The sequence below is a fragment of the Achromobacter semiaridum genome (assembly GCF_053543755.1).
The window spans coordinates 140,653-158,822 of the sequence record NZ_JBLVOL010000031.1 but is presented as its reverse complement, the minus strand read 5'-3'; the positions used below and the strand labels follow the sequence as shown (position 1 = coordinate 158,822).

Annotated in this window: 17 protein-coding genes; 3 read left to right on the top strand and 14 right to left on the bottom strand. The window is 66.5% G+C overall.

What is annotated here, in order from left to right; all coding sequences use genetic code 11:
- Positions 1 to 270: 270 nt before the first annotated feature.
- The 4 genes from ACNPP0_RS10305 to ACNPP0_RS10290 are packed head-to-tail and all read right to left on the bottom strand — an operon-like array spanning position 271 to position 4,029.
- On the bottom strand, positions 271 to 1,461 hold the full coding sequence (locus tag ACNPP0_RS10305) for an ABC transporter substrate-binding protein (protein ID WP_448705806.1): 1,191 nt from the start codon (positions 1,459 to 1,461) through the stop codon (positions 271 to 273).
- Positions 1,462 to 1,493: 32 nt separating this feature from the next.
- Positions 1,494 to 2,291, bottom strand: a complete 798-nt coding sequence (locus ACNPP0_RS10300) for an ABC transporter ATP-binding protein (protein ID WP_448705814.1) — start codon at positions 2,289 to 2,291, stop codon at positions 1,494 to 1,496.
- A 50-nt stretch (positions 2,292 to 2,341) separates the two neighbouring features.
- Complete coding sequence (locus ACNPP0_RS10295; protein ID WP_448705805.1) at positions 2,342 to 3,478, bottom strand: acyl-CoA dehydrogenase family protein; 1,137 nt, start codon at positions 3,476 to 3,478, stop codon at positions 2,342 to 2,344.
- Positions 3,475 to 4,029, bottom strand: a complete 555-nt coding sequence (locus ACNPP0_RS10290; RefSeq protein ID WP_448705804.1) for a carboxymuconolactone decarboxylase family protein — start codon at positions 4,027 to 4,029, stop codon at positions 3,475 to 3,477. The genes ACNPP0_RS10295 and ACNPP0_RS10290 overlap by 4 nt, the downstream gene beginning before the upstream one ends.
- Positions 4,030 to 4,121: 92 nt before the next feature.
- Here ACNPP0_RS10290 and ACNPP0_RS10285 point away from each other — a divergent pair, with 92 nt between their 5' ends.
- Entirely contained in the window at positions 4,122 to 5,285 is a 1,164-nt protein-coding gene (locus ACNPP0_RS10285) for an AraC family transcriptional regulator (RefSeq protein ID WP_448705803.1), read from the top strand.
- Here ACNPP0_RS10285 and ACNPP0_RS10280 read toward each other — a convergent pair.
- Both ACNPP0_RS10280 and ACNPP0_RS10275 read right to left on the bottom strand, forming a co-directional pair.
- Positions 5,282 to 6,577, bottom strand: a complete 1,296-nt coding sequence (locus tag ACNPP0_RS10280; RefSeq protein ID WP_332608357.1) for an O-acetylhomoserine aminocarboxypropyltransferase/cysteine synthase family protein — start codon at positions 6,575 to 6,577, stop codon at positions 5,282 to 5,284. The genes ACNPP0_RS10285 and ACNPP0_RS10280 overlap by 4 nt on opposite strands.
- 38 nt (positions 6,578 to 6,615) lie before the next feature.
- The gene (locus tag ACNPP0_RS10275) at positions 6,616 to 7,755 is read right to left on the bottom strand and encodes an aminotransferase class V-fold PLP-dependent enzyme (protein WP_448705802.1); all 1,140 of its coding nucleotides are present in this window, start codon (positions 7,753 to 7,755) and stop codon (positions 6,616 to 6,618) included.
- Between the two features lie 169 nt (positions 7,756 to 7,924).
- Here ACNPP0_RS10275 and ACNPP0_RS10270 point away from each other — a divergent pair, with 169 nt between their 5' ends.
- Positions 7,925 to 8,950 (top strand): amino acid ABC transporter substrate-binding protein, encoded by a 1,026-nt coding sequence (locus ACNPP0_RS10270; RefSeq protein ID WP_448705801.1) that lies wholly within the window; start codon positions 7,925 to 7,927, stop codon positions 8,948 to 8,950.
- Between the two features lie 63 nt (positions 8,951 to 9,013).
- Positions 9,014 to 11,413: an ABC transporter permease subunit gene (locus tag ACNPP0_RS10265; protein WP_448705800.1), complete on the top strand. Its 2,400-nt coding sequence runs from the start codon at positions 9,014 to 9,016 to the stop codon at positions 11,411 to 11,413.
- 111 nt (positions 11,414 to 11,524) lie between these two features.
- Here the strand turns inward: ACNPP0_RS10265 and ACNPP0_RS10260 are convergent, their stop codons facing one another.
- From ACNPP0_RS10260 to ACNPP0_RS10225, 8 genes are all read right to left on the bottom strand, one after another.
- A complete protein-coding gene (locus ACNPP0_RS10260; protein WP_332608361.1) occupies positions 11,525 to 11,659 on the bottom strand; it encodes a hypothetical protein in 135 nt (44 codons plus the stop codon).
- A 24-nt stretch (positions 11,660 to 11,683) separates the two neighbouring features.
- On the bottom strand, positions 11,684 to 12,601 hold the full coding sequence (locus tag ACNPP0_RS10255) for a LysR family transcriptional regulator (protein WP_332608362.1): 918 nt from the start codon (positions 12,599 to 12,601) through the stop codon (positions 11,684 to 11,686).
- Positions 12,602 to 12,721: 120 nt separating this feature from the next.
- Entirely contained in the window at positions 12,722 to 13,741 is a 1,020-nt protein-coding gene (locus ACNPP0_RS10250) for a histone deacetylase family protein (RefSeq protein ID WP_448705799.1), read from the bottom strand.
- Complete coding sequence (locus tag ACNPP0_RS10245; RefSeq protein WP_448705798.1) at positions 13,738 to 15,087, bottom strand: MFS transporter; 1,350 nt, start codon at positions 15,085 to 15,087, stop codon at positions 13,738 to 13,740. Before ACNPP0_RS10245 ends, ACNPP0_RS10250 begins: the two co-directional genes overlap by 4 nt.
- 154 nt (positions 15,088 to 15,241) lie before the next feature.
- Positions 15,242 to 15,661, bottom strand: coding sequence for a ubiquinone anaerobic biosynthesis accessory factor UbiT (gene ubiT / locus ACNPP0_RS10240; protein WP_332608365.1), 420 nt, complete (start codon positions 15,659 to 15,661; stop codon positions 15,242 to 15,244).
- Positions 15,658 to 16,551, bottom strand: a complete 894-nt coding sequence (locus ACNPP0_RS10235; RefSeq protein WP_448705797.1) for a U32 family peptidase — start codon at positions 16,549 to 16,551, stop codon at positions 15,658 to 15,660. The genes ubiT and ACNPP0_RS10235 overlap by 4 nt, the downstream gene beginning before the upstream one ends.
- Entirely contained in the window at positions 16,548 to 17,564 is a 1,017-nt protein-coding gene (gene ubiU / locus ACNPP0_RS10230) for a ubiquinone anaerobic biosynthesis protein UbiU (RefSeq protein ID WP_448705796.1), read from the bottom strand. Before ubiU ends, ACNPP0_RS10235 begins: the two co-directional genes overlap by 4 nt.
- Positions 17,565 to 17,654: 90 nt before the next feature.
- Positions 17,655 to 18,116, bottom strand: coding sequence for a DUF4019 domain-containing protein (locus ACNPP0_RS10225; RefSeq protein WP_448705795.1), 462 nt, complete (start codon positions 18,114 to 18,116; stop codon positions 17,655 to 17,657).
- Positions 18,117 to 18,170: the final 54 nt, after the last annotated feature.

The window sequence follows — 18,170 nt, the reverse complement described above, 5'->3', positions numbered from 1 at the left end:
GCGTCGTGGACGTCACGGACGGCGGTTGTGGCGCTTGCCCGGTGTGCCCGGTGTGCCCGGTGTGCCCGGTTTGTGCCGCTTGTGCCGCTTGTGCTGCTTGTGCCGGTTGAGCCGCTTGTGCCGCTTGTGCCGCTTGAGCCGCTTGAGCCGCTTGTGCCGGTTGAGCCGCTTGTGCCGCTTGTGCCGGTTGTACCGCTTGTGCCGGTTGTACCGGTTGTGCCGTTTTTGCCATACCGTCCACCGCCCCGCCGGCAAGCGATTCCCGTGCCGTCACGCCTGCACCATTTCAGTCCGGCTGTAGGCGTCGGGAAAGCCGAAGCGGCTCAGGCCGCCCACGGATTCAATGGCGCGCTTGACGTAGCGGTCGTCCACCAGCTCGCGCGCCGCGCGCGCCGGGTCCAGGTCGGCAAGAAAGCCCCGGTCGGCCTCGATCACCGTGTCGCGCAGGCGGCGCACCAGTTCTTCGGTGTAGCTGGGAAACGGATACGGCTGGAAGTCGATGCGCCGCTCATCCCAATCGGCATGGCGGATAGCGCCGCTGGCCAGGTACTGCTCGCGGTCGGACGCGGGCGGCGCCAGCACCTTCGTCAGCGCTGGCAAGGCGTGCGGCGTGTAGCGGTTGATGCCTTCCTTGGACAGCAGTTGCGCGGTTTCGGCGCGATGATCGCGAATCCACAGCTGCGCCTGCACGATGGCGTCCACCACCTTCTGCGACCACGCCGGCCGCTGTTCCAGGTCGCGCTCGTGCATGAACACCACGCAGCACGCGTGGTTGCGCCAGACGTCGCCGGTAAAGCGCAATACCTTGCCCACGCCCAGCGTTTCGGCCAGCGCATTGAACGGCTCGGCCACGATGTAGCCGGCGATGCGGTTCTGCGCCAGCGCGGGCGGCATGTCGGCCGGCGCCATGACGACCAGGTTGACCTCATTGGTGCCCACCGACCCGTCCTTGCGCGCCACCGGCGTCAGGCCGTTTTCGCGCAGCAGGTATTGCAGCATGACGTTGTGGATGGAATACCAGAACGGAATGGCGACGGTCTTGCCGCCCAGTTCCTTGACGCTATTGACGGCGGGCGCCACGGTCAGGCCCGACCCGCCCACGTGGTTCCATGCCACGACCTTGGCCGGCACCTGGCTGCCAAAGCGCGCCCACACGGTCATCGGCGACAGCAGATGCACCACGTTGACCTGCCCGGAAATAAACGCTTCGATCACTTGCGCCCAGCTGCGCAGCAACGTGGGCTTTTCGGCCTTGACGCCGGCCTTGTCGAACAAGCCATTGTTATGCGCCACCAGCAGCGGCGCGGCGTCGGTAATGGGCAGGTAGCCGATGCGCACGGGCGCATCCGACTCGGTCTGCGCGCGGGCGTTGAAGGCCGATAGCAAGGACGTTGCGCCACCTGCCGTCAGCAGGGCCGAGAGTTTCAACCAGTCGCGACGCGACATGTGTTCCAGGCACATCAAACACTCCTTGCTTGGGAATCGGAATCCGGTCAGGCCGGTACAGACGCAACATGACCCGCGCGCAGCGCACTGCGCAAGCGGGTCAGGATTTCAAGGCGCAGCGCGCCCATTTCAGGCAACAGGTCGGCGCGCGGCTGTGGCAGGTCAACCTGCCACGTGCCCAGGATACGGCCGGGCGCGCCGCCCAGCAGCACGATGCGGTCAGCCAACACCAGGGCTTCGTCGATATCGTGGGTGATCAGGACGGCGGCGGTCTGGAAGTCGGCGACGACCTTGCGCAGCAGCACTTGCATGTCGCCGCGCGTGACTTCATCAAGCGCCCCGAACGGCTCGTCCAGCAGCAGCACCGACGGCTGGCGCGCCAGGCAACGCGCCAAGGCGGTGCGCTGCGCCATGCCACCGGACAACTGCGCGGGACGCAGATGGCGCGCATGCGACAGGCCGACTTCGTCGATGGCCTGATCCACGCGCGCCCGGCGCTGCGCGTCCGTCAGCGCCGGTTGATGCTTGAAGTCCAACCCGAACGCCACATTGCGTTCCAGGGACAGCCACGGCAACAGGCTGGGGTCTTGAAACGCCACCGCCACGCGCGGGTGCACGCCGGTCAGCGGCGCGCCTTCCATCAGCAGCGATCCCGCCGTGGCCGCTTGCAGGCCCGCCAGCACGCGCAGCAGGCTGGACTTGCCCGCGCCGCTGGCGCCCAGCACCGCCACCACTTCGCCGCGCGCCAGGTCCAGGTCGACCGCTTCAAAGACCGCCGCCGGCGCGGCGGGATAACGCAGGGCCAGGCCGCGCGCCTGCAACACCGGCGGCGCATCCGCCGTCATGCGCGTCGGCAGCGCGTCCGCCGTCAGGTGCACCCGTGGCTCGCCCGCCGTCATGCCGTAACCCCGGCCGCTTCGGCCGCCAGCTTGGCCCGGCGCTTGGCCAATTCGGTGTTCAACTGCACCAGGCTGGGCGTGACGATAGGCAGGAATGCCGCCTCGCGCCAGCGCCGCGCAAAGCCGGCGCCCGCCGGCTTCAGATACGCCGCGCCGCCGCTGGCTTGCAGTTCCAGTTGCACCGCCTGCTGCGCGGCCTCGGCCAGTGCGATGCGGATTTCGAACAACGCCCAGGGCTCGGTCACGAAGCGCCCGCTGCGCACCCCGTCGATCAGGCTTGCGCTTAGTGCTTTTACCTGCGCGCCCAACGCCGCCAGCGGTTCGCCCAGGATGCCACGCGACGCCTGCCCCTGCCCGCTTTGCGCCGCCGTCTGCAAGGCGCGCCGCGCCAGGCCGATAGACAAGCCGCATTGCAGCCCCGCAAAGGCCGGCCGGGCGCCGGGCAGATATTGGCGCGCGTCAGGGTGGATCAGCCATTCCGGCTTGATACGCACGCCCTGCACCTCCAGCGCCGCCGTATTGCTGGACTGCAAGGCCATCAGGGAAAGGTCCGCGCTGCGCACCAGCCCCGCGATATCGTGCGGCAACGCCACCACCGCCGGCGTGCCGTCGGGCGCGCTGACGGCGGCCGCCACCAGAAAGCCCTGGGGCCGCAGATTGGTTACCCACGGCATGCGGCCATCCAGCACCCAGGCGCCATCGTCTTCGCGCGCGCTGATTTGCAGCGATTCAATGCCCGACAAGAACTTCATCGCGTTCGACAGCGCGGTGGCGCCGGCTTGTTCGCCCGACAACAGCGCGGGCAACCAGCGTTGCGCCAGCCCCTCGTTCGGGCTGCGCAACAGGTATTCGATAAAGACGCGCTGGCCCCACGCCACGAAGGCGCTGGCGACCGAATATTCGGCCACTTGCGACACGGCTTCGATGGCGTCACCGATGTCCGTGCCGGCCAGCCCGCCCCGCGCTTGCGGCACGCCGATACGAAAGATGCCGGCCTGCGCCAGCTTGGGCAACACACTGGCGGCGTCCTGGGTGCCGTCGTCCAGGGCGTCGGCATGTTCGGCCAGCCACGCGGCCAGATCGTCCGGCACGCGCTGGCCTGCGTTGTTGCTGAAGGCTTGCGCCGCCGTCATGCGCCGCTCCAGGCGTAGTCGCGCAGCTGCTCGTTCAGCGGGGTCTGCGCCAGGTTATTGCCAAAGTTGCAGATGGTGGCCAGCCCCACGCCCACAATGACTTCCAGCGCGTTGCCGTCCGTATAACCGGCATCGCGCAGCGCTTGTAGTGCGTCGTCGTTGACACGCCCACGCGTTTCGATCACCGCTTCGGTGAACGCCGCCAGCGCTTGCAGGCGTTCGTCGGGCAGGACGCCTTGCGCGCGCAGCGCATCGACAACTTCGGGCGACAGGCGCGCCTTGTTGCGGGCGATGGCGGTGTGGCCCGCCACGCAAAACGTGCAGCCGTGACGCGTGCCCGCCACCAGTTGCACCACTTCGCGTTCCTGCAAGGTAAGGCCGGCGCGCGCGTTCAGTTGCGACAGGGTTTGATAGGCTTCCAGCGCCACCGGCGCATTGGCCAGCACGCCCAGCAGATTGGACAGGTATCCCGCGCCCTGCTCCGCGGCGGCCAGCGCGGCGCGCGTGGGTTCGGGAGCGCTTTGCGCGGTATGGACGGGCAAACGGGCCATGTAGATCTCCTGGGTGTCGTTCAAGACAACGTTGAAAACAATATTGTGCGGGCGCCCGGCCACAAGCGACAATGCGCGAAGATCGCAACTTGATGCTAGATCTTATCGACTTTCAGCTATGCGCTTATAACCAAACCCCCACGCGGGTTCGCGTCCGACGCGGCTCCCGCTTGCAGTCCGGTTACCGTGTCGATTCCAAGCCGACATCATCCGCCGAAACTGCGACGGTCACCGAACCGGATCAGATCCCGCTTGCCACCACAGGCACCGCCATAGTCACCCCCCCACCGCCACGCCTGCCCACCTTGCCCAACGACGCCTCCCCCACCGATCAAGCCGCTGTCGACGCGCTGCTTCTGTCCAGCCTGGAAGTGCAATCCAGCTTGTATCACCTGGGCCAGTATTGCGGCAATTGGTCGGCCAGCACCAGCGGCCGCGCCCGCGCCAGCTTTCATTTGATTTTGCATGGCCGCTGCCGGGTTGCCGTGCATGACGGCCAAGGCGCCGAGCTGGACACGCTGACGCTTGCCGCCGGCGACGGCATATTTTTCCTGCGGGATATTCCGCATGCACTGACGCCGCTTGACGCGCCCGGGCCCGGCGCGGCGCTGTGCCGCGCCATGGAACCGCTGCTGCCCCGGCAGGCCGACGGCACGGGTCTTGCTTGCGGCTTCTTCCAATTCCGGCCCGGGCTGGCCGACTTGTTGGCCGACACGCTGCCCGATTACCTGGTGCTGCGTGCCCAAGACGAGCGCTTTCGCACCGCGCGCGGCGTGTTCGACCTGATCCTGGCCGAAACCGCCGCCAGCGCACCCACGCCCGGCGGCTCGCCCGTGGTGCTTGAACGCCTGACCGATCTGCTGATCTTCTTCATGCTGCGCCATCTGGCCTTGCACGACCGCCAAGCCTACGGGCTGTTCGTGCTGGCGCGCGACCCTGCCATGGCCAGCCTGCTGCAAGCCATTCTGGCGCAACCGGCCGCGCCCTGGAGCATGCAGGACATGGCCGACCGTCTGCATATGTCCAAGGCCACGTTCCACCGGCGCTTCACGCTGCAAAGCGGCACCACGCCCGCGCAACTGCTGCAATTGCTGCGCATGCGCGTGGCGCGTCGCTATCTGAGCCAGGGGATGGGCATACAGGATGCGGCGGAGCGTGTGGGGTACCAATCGCAGGCCGCGTTCAGCCGGGTGTTTCAGCGCACCGAGGGCATTGCGCCCTCGGCCCTGCGCAAGCGCCCGCCGGGCGGCGCTTAGACCTGCGCCAACGCTTGTTCCAGGTCGGCGATCAGGTCGTCGATGTGTTCGATGCCGATCGACAACCGCACCGTTTCTTCGCGCACGCCCGCCTTTTGCAGCTCTTCGGGATTCAGCTGGCGGTGCGTGGTGGATGCCGGGTGCGTCGCCAGCGACTTGGAATCACCGATATTGACCAGCCGCGTGAACAGTTGCAGCGCATCCTGGAAGCGCGCACCGGCGTCGCGGCCGCCCTTCACGCCGAACGTGAACAGGCCCGGCACCTTGCCGCCCAGGTACTTCTGCGCCAGCGCGTGGTCGGGGTGGTCGGGCAGGCCCGCGTAGTTCACCCATTCCACCTTCGGATGCTCACGCAGGAAGTTGGCGACCTTGACCGCGTTTTCAACAATGCGATCCACGCGCAACGCCAGCGTTTCGATGCCTTGCAGAATCTGGAACGAGTTGAACGGCGAGATCGCCGCGCCCGTGTTGCGCAGCGGCACGACGCGCGCGCGGCCGATGTAGGCAGCCGGGCCGAACGCCTCGGTGTAGACCACGCCGTGGTAGCTCACGTCCGGCTCGTTCAACCGCTTGAAGCGGGCCTTGTGCTCGGCCCACGGGAATTTGCCCGAGTCGATGATGGCGCCGCCCAGGCTGGTGCCGTGGCCGCCCAGGTACTTGGTCAGCGATTGCACCACGATGTCGGCGCCGTGTTCGATGGGGCGCAGCAGGTATGGCGACGGCACGGTGTTGTCCACGATCAGCGGCAGGCCATGGCGGTGCGCGACGTCGGCCAGCGCGGCGATGTCGGTGATGTTGCCCAGCGGGTTGCCGACCGATTCCGCGAAGATGGCCTTGGTGCGGTCGTCGATCTGCGCTTCGAAGGCGGCCAGGTCGCCGGGGCTGGCAAAGCGCGTGGTGATGCCGTATTGCGGCAGCGTGTGCGCGAACAGGTTGTAGGTGCCGCCATACAGCGTGCTGGACGAAATGATGTTGTCGCCCGCTTCCGCGATGGTCAGGATGGCGTAGGTTACGGCCGACTGGCCCGAGGCCAGCGCCAGCGCGGCGATGCCGCCTTCCAGGGCCGCCACGCGCTGCTCCAGCACGTCGGTCGTGGGGTTCATGATGCGGGTATAGATGTTGCCCGGCACCTTCAGGTCGAACAGGTCGGCGCCATGCTGCGTGTCGTCGAACGCGTAGGCAACCGTTTGATAGATCGGCACGGCGACGGCGCGCGTGGTCGGATCAGGGCGGTAGCCGCCATGCACGGCCACGGTTTCCAGGCGCCAGTTGGGCTTCTTCGGGTCAGTCATGTGTCTCTCCAGGGATGTCGTTGATTCGATGTTGCGGATCAGGCCGCCAGGGCGCGCGTGGCGCTCAGGATACGGTCGATGTCCGCGTGATTGTTATAGGCGCCGACAGACAAGCGCACGTAACCATACTCCACCACGCTGGCCACCACACCGGCGCGCGCCAAATGCGCCAGCGCCGCGGCGGGGTCCGCCACGCGCAGGGCCGTGGTGGTGCTGCGCAATTCGGGGTCGGACGGCGATACCACCGCCACGCCCTGCGCCCGCAGTCCGTCTTGCAGCGCGTGCGACAGTTCCAGCACCCAGGGTTCGATGCGGTCCGGGCCGGCGCCTTCAATCAGGTCCAGCGCACCCGCCCAACCCGCGATGCCGGGATAGTTGAGGTTGCCCGTTTCCAGGCGCCGCGCATCGCCCGCATCCGCCACGCCCACCTGCCATTGCAGGCCGGACTTATCCAGGGTGGTGACGCCGGATGGCCCCACGTAAAGCGGGTCCAGCGCGTTCAATAATTTTTCCGACACATGCAAGAGGCCCACGCCCAGCGGCCCCAGCATGCCTTTATGCGCACCGCAGGCAAAGGCGTCCACCTGCCATTCATCGACGCGCGCGCGCAGCAGCCCCGCCCCCTGGATGCCATCAACCACCAGCCAGATGCCGCGCTGTGCGCAGCGCCGGCCCAGCTCGGCAATGTCGGTACGCAGGCCGGTGCCGTACTGCACCCATGACACCGCGATCAGGCGGGTACGCGCATCCACGTGCTGCCATAAATCGTCCACCGTATAGCGATGCGACGACGCCGCCGCCACGCGCACCTGCACGCCGTGACGGCGCAGGTTCAACCACGGCAAGGCATTGGTGGGGTGTTCCTGATCATCCACGATCAAGTTGTCGCCGGGCTGCCACGCCAGGCCCTGCGCCACGGTGTTCAAACCTTCGGTGGTGTTCTTGGTGAATGCCAGCCGCCGGGCGTCGCCGCCGATCAGCCGTGCCAGGCGCACGCGCAACGCGTCGGCATCGCGCAGCCATTGCGGCTTGTCGCTGCGGGCGTGTGTGATGCCCTCAAAGAACTGTGCCACCGCAGCGGCCACCTTGGGCGACAGCGGGCTGGTGTAGGCGATGTTGGCGTAGGCCTTGTCGCGCGTGATGGGAAATAACTGTCTGAATTCGTCCTGCCAGCTCATGCGCGGCCTTCCTGTGGATTGCAACGTGGTGTCGCCGAATTCTAGGGACCCGATGCGCATCTGGATAAGGCTTAGTTCTTATATTGATATGACGATACAGTCGCTCGGATATCGCGGGCGCACCCCTAGAATTCATGCCTTTCTTGCATACATACGATACGGGAACGGCATGCGATTGATTCAACTCTGGAAGACGGCGGGCGTGGCGGTGGCGGTGGCGGCGGCGGCGGGCGTGGCGCAGGCAGGCACCGTCGATACCATCAAGAAGCGCGGCGAACTGGTATGCGGCGTCAGCCAAGGGTCGGCCGGCTTGTCCATCGCGAACAAGGACGGCCGCTGGACCGGCCTGGACGCCGACCTTTGCCGCGCACTGGCCGCCGCCGTGCTGGGCGATGCGAACAAAACCCGCTTCGTGCCGTTGAGTTCGCAGCAACGCTTTCCCGCGCTACAGTCAGGCGAAATCGACGTGCTGAACCGCAACACCACCATCACGTCCAGCCGCGATGCGGGCCTGGGCATTGCGTCGGCCGGCATCGTGTTCTACGACGGCCAGGGCTTTTTGGTGCCGCGCAAGCTGGGCGTCAAAAGCGCCACCGAGCTTGAAGGCGCGCAGGTCTGCGTGCAGCCGGGCACCGTCAATGAACAGAACCTGGTCGATTACTTCAAGAAGAACAAGCTGACGTATCGGCCCGTGGTGATTGAAAACCTGGTCGAGCTGGAACAGGCGTTCTACGCCGGGCGCTGCGACGTGTACCTGTCGGACGCGTCCACGCTGGCCGCCAGCCGCGCCGCGCGCGCCGCCAAGCCGGACGACTTCGTCATCCTGCCCGAACGCATCAACAAGTCGCCGCTGGGCCCCTTCGTGCGGCAGGACGATCCCAACTGGGCCGCCATTGTGCGGTGGACGGTGAACGCGCTGGTGGCCGCCGAAGAACTGGGCGTGACGTCGACCAATGCCGACGCCCAATCGCAAAGCAGCGACGCGCAGGTGCGCCGCCTGCTAGGCGTGGACCCGGGCATCGGCAAGAGCTTCGGCCTGGACGAAGGCTGGGCCCGAAACGCCATCAAGGCCGTGGGCAACTACGGCGAAGTGTGGGACCGCAACCTGGGCGCCGCCACCCCGCTGAAACTGGAACGTGGCCTGAATGCCCAATGGAACCAGGGCGGGCTGCTGTATTCGCCGCCATTCCAGTAAAGCGCTAACCACTGAACGCGGCGGGCGGGCCATGGGCCCGCCTTTTGCATGGGCAAGACTTCAATGACTGCAACCACACTTCCCTATCCGCCGCCCGGCTTCCTGCGCCGCTGGCTGCCCACGCTGGCATGGACGCTGGTGCTGGGCGGCATGGCCGCCGTGCTGCTTGCGCACATCGAAGGCGTGCAGGCCGCGCGCGGGGTGCAAGGCGGGTTCGGCTTCCTGCTTCAGCCGTCGGGCTTTCGCATTTCGGAAAGCCTGTTGAGCGTCACGCCCGACGATCCTTACTGGATGTCGATCGCGGCGGGCCTGGGCAACACGCTGACCGTGGCAGTGCTGGCAATTGCGCTGGCGACGTTGCTGGGCATCGTGCTGGGACTGATGCGCTTATCCGCCAAGCCGTGGGCGGCGCGCGCTGCGGCGGCCATCATCGCCCCGCTGCGCAACACGCCGGTGTTGCTGCAATTGTTCGTCTGGTATGGGCTGCTGTTGCGGCTGCCGGATGCAAGGCAAGCCTGGGCGCCGTTGCCGTCCGTGCTGCTGTCCAATCGCGGCTTGGCCTTGCCTGCCTTGCACGGCTGGCTGCCCTATGCTGCCGTGGGGCTGGCCGCGTTGGCGCTGACCGCCTGGGCGCGACGCCGCGCCTGCCCGCGCGCGGTGTATGCGGCGCCAGCGGTTGCCGCGTTCTTTGCGTGGGCGCTGCTGCCCGCCGTGCAGATTGACCTGCCGGTCAGGCGCGGCTTGGGGCTGCATGGGGGCTGGCAGCCCAGCATCGAATTCGTGGCGCTGCTGATCGGGCTGGTGGTCTTTCACGCCGCCTACATCGCCGACATCGTGCGTGCCGCCGTGCGCGCGGTGCCGCTGGGGCTGGTCGAAGCCGGCCAGGCCATGGGCTTGACGCCGCGCGCCGTGATGCAGCGCGTGATCGCGCCGTATGCCGTGCGCGTGGCGCTGCCGCCCTACGCCAACCAGTGCCTGGCGCTGATCAAGAACAGCACCCTGGCCATCGCCATCGGCTACCAGGAATTGATGGCCGTCATCAACACGGCCATCACGCAGACGGGGCTTGCGCTGGAGGGCATTACGCTGGCGCTGGCCCTTTACCTGGGCCTGGCGCTGCTGGTAGGCGGCGGCCTGTCGGCCTGGAACGCGCGCCACGCACGGCATGGGCCGGGCGACACACACGGGCCGCGGCTGGGTGATCGCCCCCGTTGGAACGCCAGCAATGACGGCCGACGCCGGCGCGGCAGGCGGGGGGCTGCCACGCTGAAAGGGCTGGCGGCGTGGGCAACAGCACAGGCTTCTGCATCGGCAATCACGGCGCCATTGAACTTGGCGACAAGGGCAACGTACGCCTCGGCAATCCAGGCGGCATTGATCTTCGGATTCCGGCTTTCCATGACGGTGGCAAGCACCCTGGCGCTTGCGATGGCGGTGTGGGCATTGCTGGACTGGGCCGTGCTGGGCGCGGCCTGGCAGGGCGAGCCCGCCGCCTGCGCCCGCGCCGCCGGCGCATGCTGGGCAGCCGTGCGCGAAAACCTGCCGTTGCTGGTCTTCGGAACGATGGCTCCGGGCGACCGGGGCGCCGCGCTGGTGGCGTGCGCGGCACTGGTGGCAGGCATCGCGTTGACGCTGGGCGCACAGGGCTTGGCCGCGCGCCTTCGGGCCGGGTGGCTGCGGGGCTTGCTGCCGAGGTTGCTGCGGGGGCCGCAGCCACGGCGGCTGGCGGACTTGGTGGGGAAGTTGCTGCCGGGGTTGCTGCCGGGGTTACTTCTGACGTTGCTGGCCATCGCCGTTTCCGCCTTGTCCGGCTGGCCTTGGGGCGGCAACCCTATCGGGCCGCAACGGTGGGGCGGCTTGCTGGTCACGCTGATACTGGCCGTTGCCGCGCTCGCCGCCGCCGTGCCGCTGGCGTTTGCCCTGGCCCTGCTGCGCCGGTCCGGCAGCCGGGCCGGATCGCTGGCGGCCGCCGGGCTGATCGAAGCGGTGCGCGGCGTGCCGCTGGTGACGCAACTGTTGTTTGCCTCGTTCGTGTTGCCCATGCTGCTGGGCGGCCACGTGTCCAAGTTCAGCATGGCGCTGGCCGCGCTGACCTTGCACACCGCGTGCCTGTTGGCCGAAGTGCTGCGCGGCGCGTTGCAGGCGATTCCACCCGGCCAGATGATGGCGGCGCGCGCACTGGGCATGCGGCCCTTCACCGCCTATGCCACGGTGATCTGGCCGCAAGCTCGCCGCATCGCCGCGCCAGCGGCCCTGGGCGTGTTCGTGGGCGCGGTCAAAGACACCTCGCTGGTCAGTATCATCGGCGTCTTCGACGTGTTGGGCGCGGCCAAGGCGGTGGTCGCCGGCACCGACTGGCGGCCCTATCACGTCGAGGTCTACCTGGCGGTGGCGCTGGGGTACTTCGGCGCCAGCCTGGCGCTGTCACGCGTGGCGCGGCGCATGGAAACGCGCGGGGGTTAGGACGGGGTTCGGTGCGGGTTTGGTGCGGGTTTGGTGCGGGTTTGGTGTGGGTTTGGCGCGGGCTTTAGTACCGAGTTTGGTGCCCGGATCAGTGCAGCCGCCAGCCCCGGGCTAGCGCGCGTTCTTCGGGGCCGCCGCCAGGATCAGCGCCTTGAATGCCGGCTCGCTGATGGTGTCGCCTTGCGCATCGATCTTTTCGGATGCGGTGGGTTCCTGGCCGCTTTGGCCGGACGTTGCCGTGGTCATGCGCTTTCCTTATTGCCGGCGTGTTCACCCCGCGCGCGAATCCAGCGGAATGCGGTTCAGGAAACGGTCGAACGCGCTCAGGTACGCGACTTCCACCGTGCTCAGCTTGCGTTGCTTGTGCCACGTCAGGAACACATCGATCTCGGCCACCGACTCGGCGGGCGGCAGCCGCCGCAGATCGCCGCTCATGACGTCCTGGCGGATCAGGTGTTCGGGCAGGAAGCTCAGGCCGATGCCCGCCACCACCATGCGGCGTATCTCTTCGATATTGGGCGACGTGCCTACGATGCGGCCGGTAAACCCCTGCTGATCGCGAAAGATCGTCAAGGGCGATAGCGTATCGCCGATCTGGTCGCTGGCAAAGCACACGAAGTTCTGATCCATCAGATCTTCAAGATTGACGCGCGGCTTGGAAAACAGCGGATGGTGACGGCCGCAAACCACCGCGTAGTGGTGCCGCAGGAACAACCGGCTTTCCAGCGCGTCAACCGGCTTACGGCACAGGCAGATGCCCAGGGCGGGCACGCGCTTGGCCAGGGCGTCCAGGATGGCGGCGCTGGGCAGCACGTCCACGTGGAATTCAATCTTGGGATAGCGCCGATGAAACTGCGCCAGAAAATCGTCGTAAGCGGGGCTTTGCACTTTGCTCATGACAAGCAGCCGCAAGGTGCCGGCGATTTCCGCGCGGTCTTGCGTGGCGGCATTTTCAATGCGCGCCATCGTGCCGTACATGTCGCGGGCAATGGCGTAGATTTCATCGCCCAGCCCGGTCAGACGGAATTCGCCATTGCGCCGGTGCAGCAGCAAGCCGCCCACCGCCTCTTCAAGCCGCTTCAGCGCCTGGCTGACCGCCGGTTGGCTCAGGTGCAGCGCTTGCGCGGCGCGCCCCACGCCCCGCTCTTGCACGACAAACATGAAGGTGCGCAGCAGGTTCCAGTCCATGCGTTCAGGGGCAAGCGGTTGTGACGGGACAGTGCGGGCGGGCGGCTGGGGCATGGCGTAGGGGCAAGATCAAAAAAAGGCCGGGTGGAATCCACGCCGGCCCCGCCGATGCCCCGTGTTTCAGACGCCGGTCAGCCCCGCGAAGAAGCGCGACGCGTTGGATTCCAATCCGTCGATATAGTAGCCGCCTTCCTGCACGATCAGCGTGGGCAGGCGCAGCGCCCCGACCTCACCGCCCAGCCGCTCGAAACCGTCTTCCGTAACGCTGACCATAGCCTGCGGGTCTTTCTCGAAAATGTCGAAACCCAGCGACAGCACCAGCGCGTCCGGCTGGAACAGTTCGATGGCGCGGCGCGCCTGCGCCAGCCGGTCAAAGAACACCGATTCGCTGGAACCGTGCGGCATGGGCAGATTGATGTTGTAGCCGTAGCCTTCGCCCGCGCCGCGCTCGTCTTCAAAGCCGGCGACCACCGGGTAGAAGTTTTCAGGGTCGCCGTGGATCGACACGTACAACACGTCGCTGCGTTCGTAGAAGATTTCCTGAATGCCCTGGCCGTGGTGCATGTCGGTGTCCAGGATGGCCACGCGGGGAAACTTCGACGTCAGCCGCTGCGCCGCGATGGCCGCGTTGTTCAGATAGCAAAAGCCGCCGGCCGCATCGCGCCGCGCATGGTGGCCAGGCGGGCGGCAGATGGCATAAGCATGCTGGTCACCGGCCAGCAAGGCTTCGGCACCCGCCACCGCGCACTGCGCCGCCCAATAGGCCGACTGCCAGGTGTGCGGCCCCACGGGGCAACTGCCGTCCGCCAGGTAACGCCCGGCCTTGGCCAGCACGCCGCGCAAGGCGTTGGGTTCGCGCACGAACACGTTCGACACCACTTCGCCGCCCCAGTCGCCCGGCAGCTTCATCCAGTCGGCATGCGCGTCTTGCAAAAAGCGCAGGTAGTCCAGCGAATGCACCGCCGCCAAGGCGCCCGCGCCATGGTCGGCCGGCGCCTGCACGTCAAAGCCCAGCTTTTGCGCCGCCTGCACCAGGCCGTCCAGACGGGCGGGCACTTCTTGCGGCGTGCGCATCTTGCCGCGTGAGAAATAGGTCTGGGGATGATGCAGCTTCTGGTCGTCGTGAAAAAATGCCTTCATGCTTGCTGATCCTTCAGTTGAAAATTCTGGGTGCGCTGGCCGACAGTGCCCAGCAGCAAAACGGAAACCAGGGAAAGCAACGAGATCGCCGAAAACAGCATCGCCAGCGGCCACCACTGGCCCTTGAAATTCTCGGCCAGCACCGTGCCCAGCAACGGCGTCAAACCGCCGAAGATGGCGCCCGACAACTGATACGCCATCGAAATGCCGGTGTAGCGGATGCGGGTGGGAAAGCTGTCGCTGACGTAGCCGGCGATCACGGCGTAATAGGCGCCCATGAAGAGTACCGCCACGCCAACCCCCAGCGTAATACTGGTAAGCGAGCCCTGGTCGACCAGGTTGAACATCGCATAGGGCGTGAAGATCGACGCAAACGCCATGGCGCCCAGAAAGCGCAGGTTGCCCACGCGGCTGGCGATGTACGCCGACAGCGGCGTGATGAAGAACTGCATGATCGACACCACCAGCAGGCAGTCCAGGATCCCCGCGCGGTTCAGGCCCACGTACTGCGTGGTGTAGGCAATCATGAACGTGTTGGTGAAATAGAAGCCGGCAATGCCCAGCACATTGGCGCCCACGGCCAGCGCCAGCAAGCCCGGCGCGCCGCGCAGCACTTGCGTCAGCGGCGCCTGCGCGGGCTGGGCGCCTGCAAGCGCGGCGGACTTGGCGCGCGTGGCCTGCGCGGCCTGTTCGGCCACGAAGTCGGGCGATTCGTTCACGCTAAGCCGAATCACGAATCCCACCACCAGCAACACGGCCGAGAACAGGAACGGCACGCGCCAGCCCCAGCTGAGGAACGCCTCGTCATCCAGCCCGGTGACCAGCTTGAACATCAGCATCGACAAAATCAGGCCGGCGGGGCTACCCAGTTGGGCAAACGATGCAAAGAACGTGCGCTTGCTTTTGTCGGGCGAATGCTCGCCCGCCATCAGCACCGCCCCGCCCCATTCACCGCCCACGGCAATGCCCTGCACGATGCGCAGCAGGATCAAAAGCACGGGCGCCCAGACGCCGATGGACGCGTGAGTGGGCAACAGGCCGATCAGCACCGTGACCGAGCCCATCATCACCAAGGTGATCACCAGGGATTTCTTGCGGCCGATCTTGTCGCCGATGTGACCAAAGATGGCGCCGCCCAGCGGCCGCGCAAAAAAGCCCACGGCAAACGTGCCGAACGCGGCCAAGGTGCCGTAAAAGCCCGAGGCCGATGGGAAGAACAACTTGCCGAACACCAGCGCGGCGGCGGTGGCGTAGATGTAGAAGTCGTACCACTCGATCATGGTGCCGACAAAAGCGGCGGTCGACGCGCGCACCGGCTGGTGGCCCGTCACGGAATTTCCCCTCATGGTTTATCTCTCTTACGTAGGTTGAGGTCTATCAGCCAATCGTTATAGCCCCGGCCCCGCCATAAGAAAAATTCTTATTTTTTATCCTCTGAATTAGTCTGCCTAATGAGTGGAAACCCTTAGTTTTCGCAGGTCTACGAGCCTGCCCAAGGCCTTATACCGCCGCGCGCATCCACGCCGGGCGCGGCGCGGCGTCCAGCCAGTTCTTCACGATCAGGCCCAGTTCGGTGTCGCCGGATATCCGCAGGCGCCGTTGAAAGAACAAGGTATCGGCGTCGGTGTCGCCGCGCGCCATGCTGATGAAGTCCGCCAGCGCCGCGCCCAGTTCAAGATCGGCTGGCGCGCGCCGCCATGTTGGACGGAAGGCGCCGCCTTGTACCCAGAAGCCGGCACGCACGCCCAGGTCCTCGATGGTGATCGCAAACGTGCGGCCGTCCAGCTCGGCGGGCGGCGCCAGCCACTTGAAGCGGCGCGCCAATTCCAGCCCCGCCACCATGTGCAGCGACGCCAGCGGTGGCGGCACGCGGCGGCCCAACGCGCTGAACATGGCGGGAATGCGCATCGACACCGTCATGCCGCTGCCTCCAGCAGTTCGATGCCCGAGCGGCCGTGGTAATAGCCATTGCATCGTCCGATACCGGCGGGCGGCTGTACGTTCTGCGCAATGCGGCCATGGCGTATGGCATCCAGCGCGGCAATGGCTTCGTGCGTACCCGCCGACTGCGGGTTGACGCGCAAGACGTCCACCCCCATTCGCGCCAGTTCGCCTGCCTGCGCCAGTAGATCCAGGCACGCGGCGGACTGCACCTGGATGCCGTTGATGCCGAGAAATTCGCGCGATTCCCGGGTGCGCATGTCCAGACCGTCCGGATGTTCAATGCAGCGGAATCCGCACTCGTCTTTCTTCAGGCGAAAGTGCCGCGCGGTAAAACAGCGTGCCGAAAATGCCAGCGCCATGCGCCCCCACACCAGCGTTTCCGCGCCCAGCCCCACGGGCCGCTCTTGCAGCAGCCTGGCCAGCGTTTCGCCATCCATCTCCAGCGGCGCCACGAAGCGGATGGCGCCTTGCTGCGCCAGCCATTGCAGCGTGCCGCCGTGATACGCGTTGACGTGCGGCCCCGCCACAAAAGGCCGCCCGGCCAAATGCCGGACCGCGCCCAGCTCGCCCGCTTCAATCATGAAGTCGTCCTGGACGCACAGCTTCTTCAACGCGCCGGCTTCGGCGCTGGTCTCGATCAGGGTGCGACCCGACAACACCACCGTCTTGCCCGCCGCGCGCAGATCGTGGGCCAGGTCGCGCCAGTCGTCCGCGCGCAGTTCATGGCGGCGGCTACAGACCGTTTCGCCAACATAAAGGATGTCGGCCGGCCCGTCGGCCAGCGCGGCGTAGAAGTCCAGCGTGTCGCGCCGGGGCCAGTAGTACAGCAGCGGCCCGACAGAAATCTGAAATTGTTTTGCGTTCATTTCCATGGCCGTTCAAATGCGCCTTGAGTGACTTGGGATCCTTCCGCGTGTCGCGCCAGCAAGGCGTTCCACTTGGGCAGCGGGGCATAGCGCGCGGGGTCGGCCTGCGCGCTGTCCAGCGCGGCGCGCAGCGTGGCGACCACCTGCGCCACGTAGGCCGGGCTGCGCTGGCGGCCTTCGATCTTGATGGCGCGCACGCCCATCTGCGCCAACCGTGGCAACAGGCCGATGGCATTCAGGCTGGTGGGTTCTTCCAAGGCGTGATCGGCGCGGCCGTCCACCTCGAAACGGCCCTTGCACAGCGTGGGGTACGCGGCTGGTTCGCCGGGTTCGTAGCGGTCGATCAAAATGCCCGACAGGCGTGCGTCCATGCGGCCGTTCTCTTCCACCCAGCGCACCGCGTGGGCGGGCGAGCACACGCCCTTGTTGTTGGGCGAATCGCCCGTGGCGTAGGACGACAGCAGGCAACGGCCCTCTGCCATCACGCACAGGCTGCCGAAGCCGAACACTTCGACTTCAACACTGACGTTGGCGCAGATGCGCGCCACTTCGGCCAGGGTCAGCACGCGCGGCAACACCACGCGGCGGATGCCGAATTGTTCCTTCATCAGTTCGATGGCGTCGGCGTGCGTGGCCGACCCCTGCACCGACAAGTGCAGGCGCAGGTCGGGATAGCGGTCGCTGGCGTAGGCCAGTAGGCCGGGGTCGGCCATGATGACCGCGTCGGCGCCCAAGGCGTGCGCCGCGTCCACCGCCGCGTGCCATTCGCCTGCCATGCCCGGCTGCACAAAGGTGTTGATGGCGAACAGCACCTGTCGTCCGCGCCGATGCGCAAGCTCGACGCCCTGGCGTATGTCGTTTTCAGAAAAGTTCAGCCCGGCGAAATTGCGGGCGTTGGTGGCGTTGCGCAGGCCGAGATAGACGGTATCGGCGCCGGCATCCAATGCGGCGGTCAGCGCCGCCAGGCTACCGGCGGGCGCCACCAATTCCAGGGGATGGGAAGTCGTATCCATGCCCGGCAGTCTAGAGTCCGGCGCACACGCGGGCCTTGTCGCAAATCAAAACATGGCCCGGCTGGACGGGCCACGGGCGCGGCGGCCGGCTTACATGGGAGTCTGCCCGTCCGGTGCAATCTTGCGCACCACATATCCCATCGGCACCCAGCGGTTCTTGCTTGCCACCATCGATACGGTTTCGGTGGCGGGCATGTTAAGGAACTTGGTTTCAAAGATGACGTTCACGTATTGCCCTTGCGGCAGGTCGGCCGGGTCGGACACCCGCACCACCTGTAGCCATTCGCGCTTCGTGTGGCGGCCCACCTCGTTGCGCAGCTGGCTCAGGTATTCGGACCAACCCTGCTTGTCCACTTGCTTTTTCATGATGTCGCTGCTGGCGCTCCACATCTTGTCCGTGGCGCCGCTATCCGACATCGACGCCCATTGCCGGGCCGCCGTCACCGCGCTGTCCAGCGACGGATCGGCCGCCAGGGCAGGCGCCGCCAGCAACAGGGCGCCGCTGAACAGGCCGACGCGCAAGCCGCAAGAAATCAGAGTTTGTTGTCGCATAAGTCCTCACTGTAAAAAGATAAACACCGCATTGGCACAAGCACACAGCACGAG

Excerpts from the sequence above, each read along its gene's own strand:
- ACNPP0_RS10305 (WP_448705806.1), bottom strand. The coding sequence starts at position 1,461 with ATGTGCCTGGAACACATGTCGCGTCGCGACTGGTTGAAACTCTCGGCC.
- ACNPP0_RS10300 (WP_448705814.1), bottom strand. The coding sequence starts at position 2,291 with ATGACGGCGGATGCGCCGCCGGTGTTGCAGGCGCGCGGCCTGGCCCTG.
- ACNPP0_RS10295 (WP_448705805.1), bottom strand. The coding sequence starts at position 3,478 with ATGACGGCGGCGCAAGCCTTCAGCAACAACGCAGGCCAGCGCGTGCCG.
- ACNPP0_RS10290 (WP_448705804.1), bottom strand. The coding sequence starts at position 4,029 with ATGGCCCGTTTGCCCGTCCATACCGCGCAAAGCGCTCCCGAACCCACG.
- ACNPP0_RS10285 (WP_448705803.1), top strand. The coding sequence starts at position 4,122 with ATGCTAGATCTTATCGACTTTCAGCTATGCGCTTATAACCAAACCCCC.
- ACNPP0_RS10280 (WP_332608357.1), bottom strand. The coding sequence starts at position 6,577 with ATGACTGACCCGAAGAAGCCCAACTGGCGCCTGGAAACCGTGGCCGTG.
- ACNPP0_RS10275 (WP_448705802.1), bottom strand. The coding sequence starts at position 7,755 with ATGAGCTGGCAGGACGAATTCAGACAGTTATTTCCCATCACGCGCGAC.
- ACNPP0_RS10270 (WP_448705801.1), top strand. The coding sequence starts at position 7,925 with ATGCGATTGATTCAACTCTGGAAGACGGCGGGCGTGGCGGTGGCGGTG.
- ACNPP0_RS10265 (WP_448705800.1), top strand. The coding sequence starts at position 9,014 with ATGACTGCAACCACACTTCCCTATCCGCCGCCCGGCTTCCTGCGCCGC.
- ACNPP0_RS10260 (WP_332608361.1), bottom strand. The coding sequence starts at position 11,659 with ATGACCACGGCAACGTCCGGCCAAAGCGGCCAGGAACCCACCGCATCC.
- ACNPP0_RS10255 (WP_332608362.1), bottom strand. The coding sequence starts at position 12,601 with ATGGACTGGAACCTGCTGCGCACCTTCATGTTTGTCGTGCAAGAGCGG.
- ACNPP0_RS10250 (WP_448705799.1), bottom strand. The coding sequence starts at position 13,741 with ATGAAGGCATTTTTTCACGACGACCAGAAGCTGCATCATCCCCAGACC.
- ACNPP0_RS10245 (WP_448705798.1), bottom strand. The coding sequence starts at position 15,087 with ATGAGGGGAAATTCCGTGACGGGCCACCAGCCGGTGCGCGCGTCGACC.
- ubiT (WP_332608365.1), bottom strand. The coding sequence starts at position 15,661 with ATGACGGTGTCGATGCGCATTCCCGCCATGTTCAGCGCGTTGGGCCGC.
- ACNPP0_RS10235 (WP_448705797.1), bottom strand. The coding sequence starts at position 16,551 with ATGAACGCAAAACAATTTCAGATTTCTGTCGGGCCGCTGCTGTACTAC.
- ubiU (WP_448705796.1), bottom strand. The coding sequence starts at position 17,564 with ATGGATACGACTTCCCATCCCCTGGAATTGGTGGCGCCCGCCGGTAGC.
- ACNPP0_RS10225 (WP_448705795.1), bottom strand. The coding sequence starts at position 18,116 with ATGCGACAACAAACTCTGATTTCTTGCGGCTTGCGCGTCGGCCTGTTC.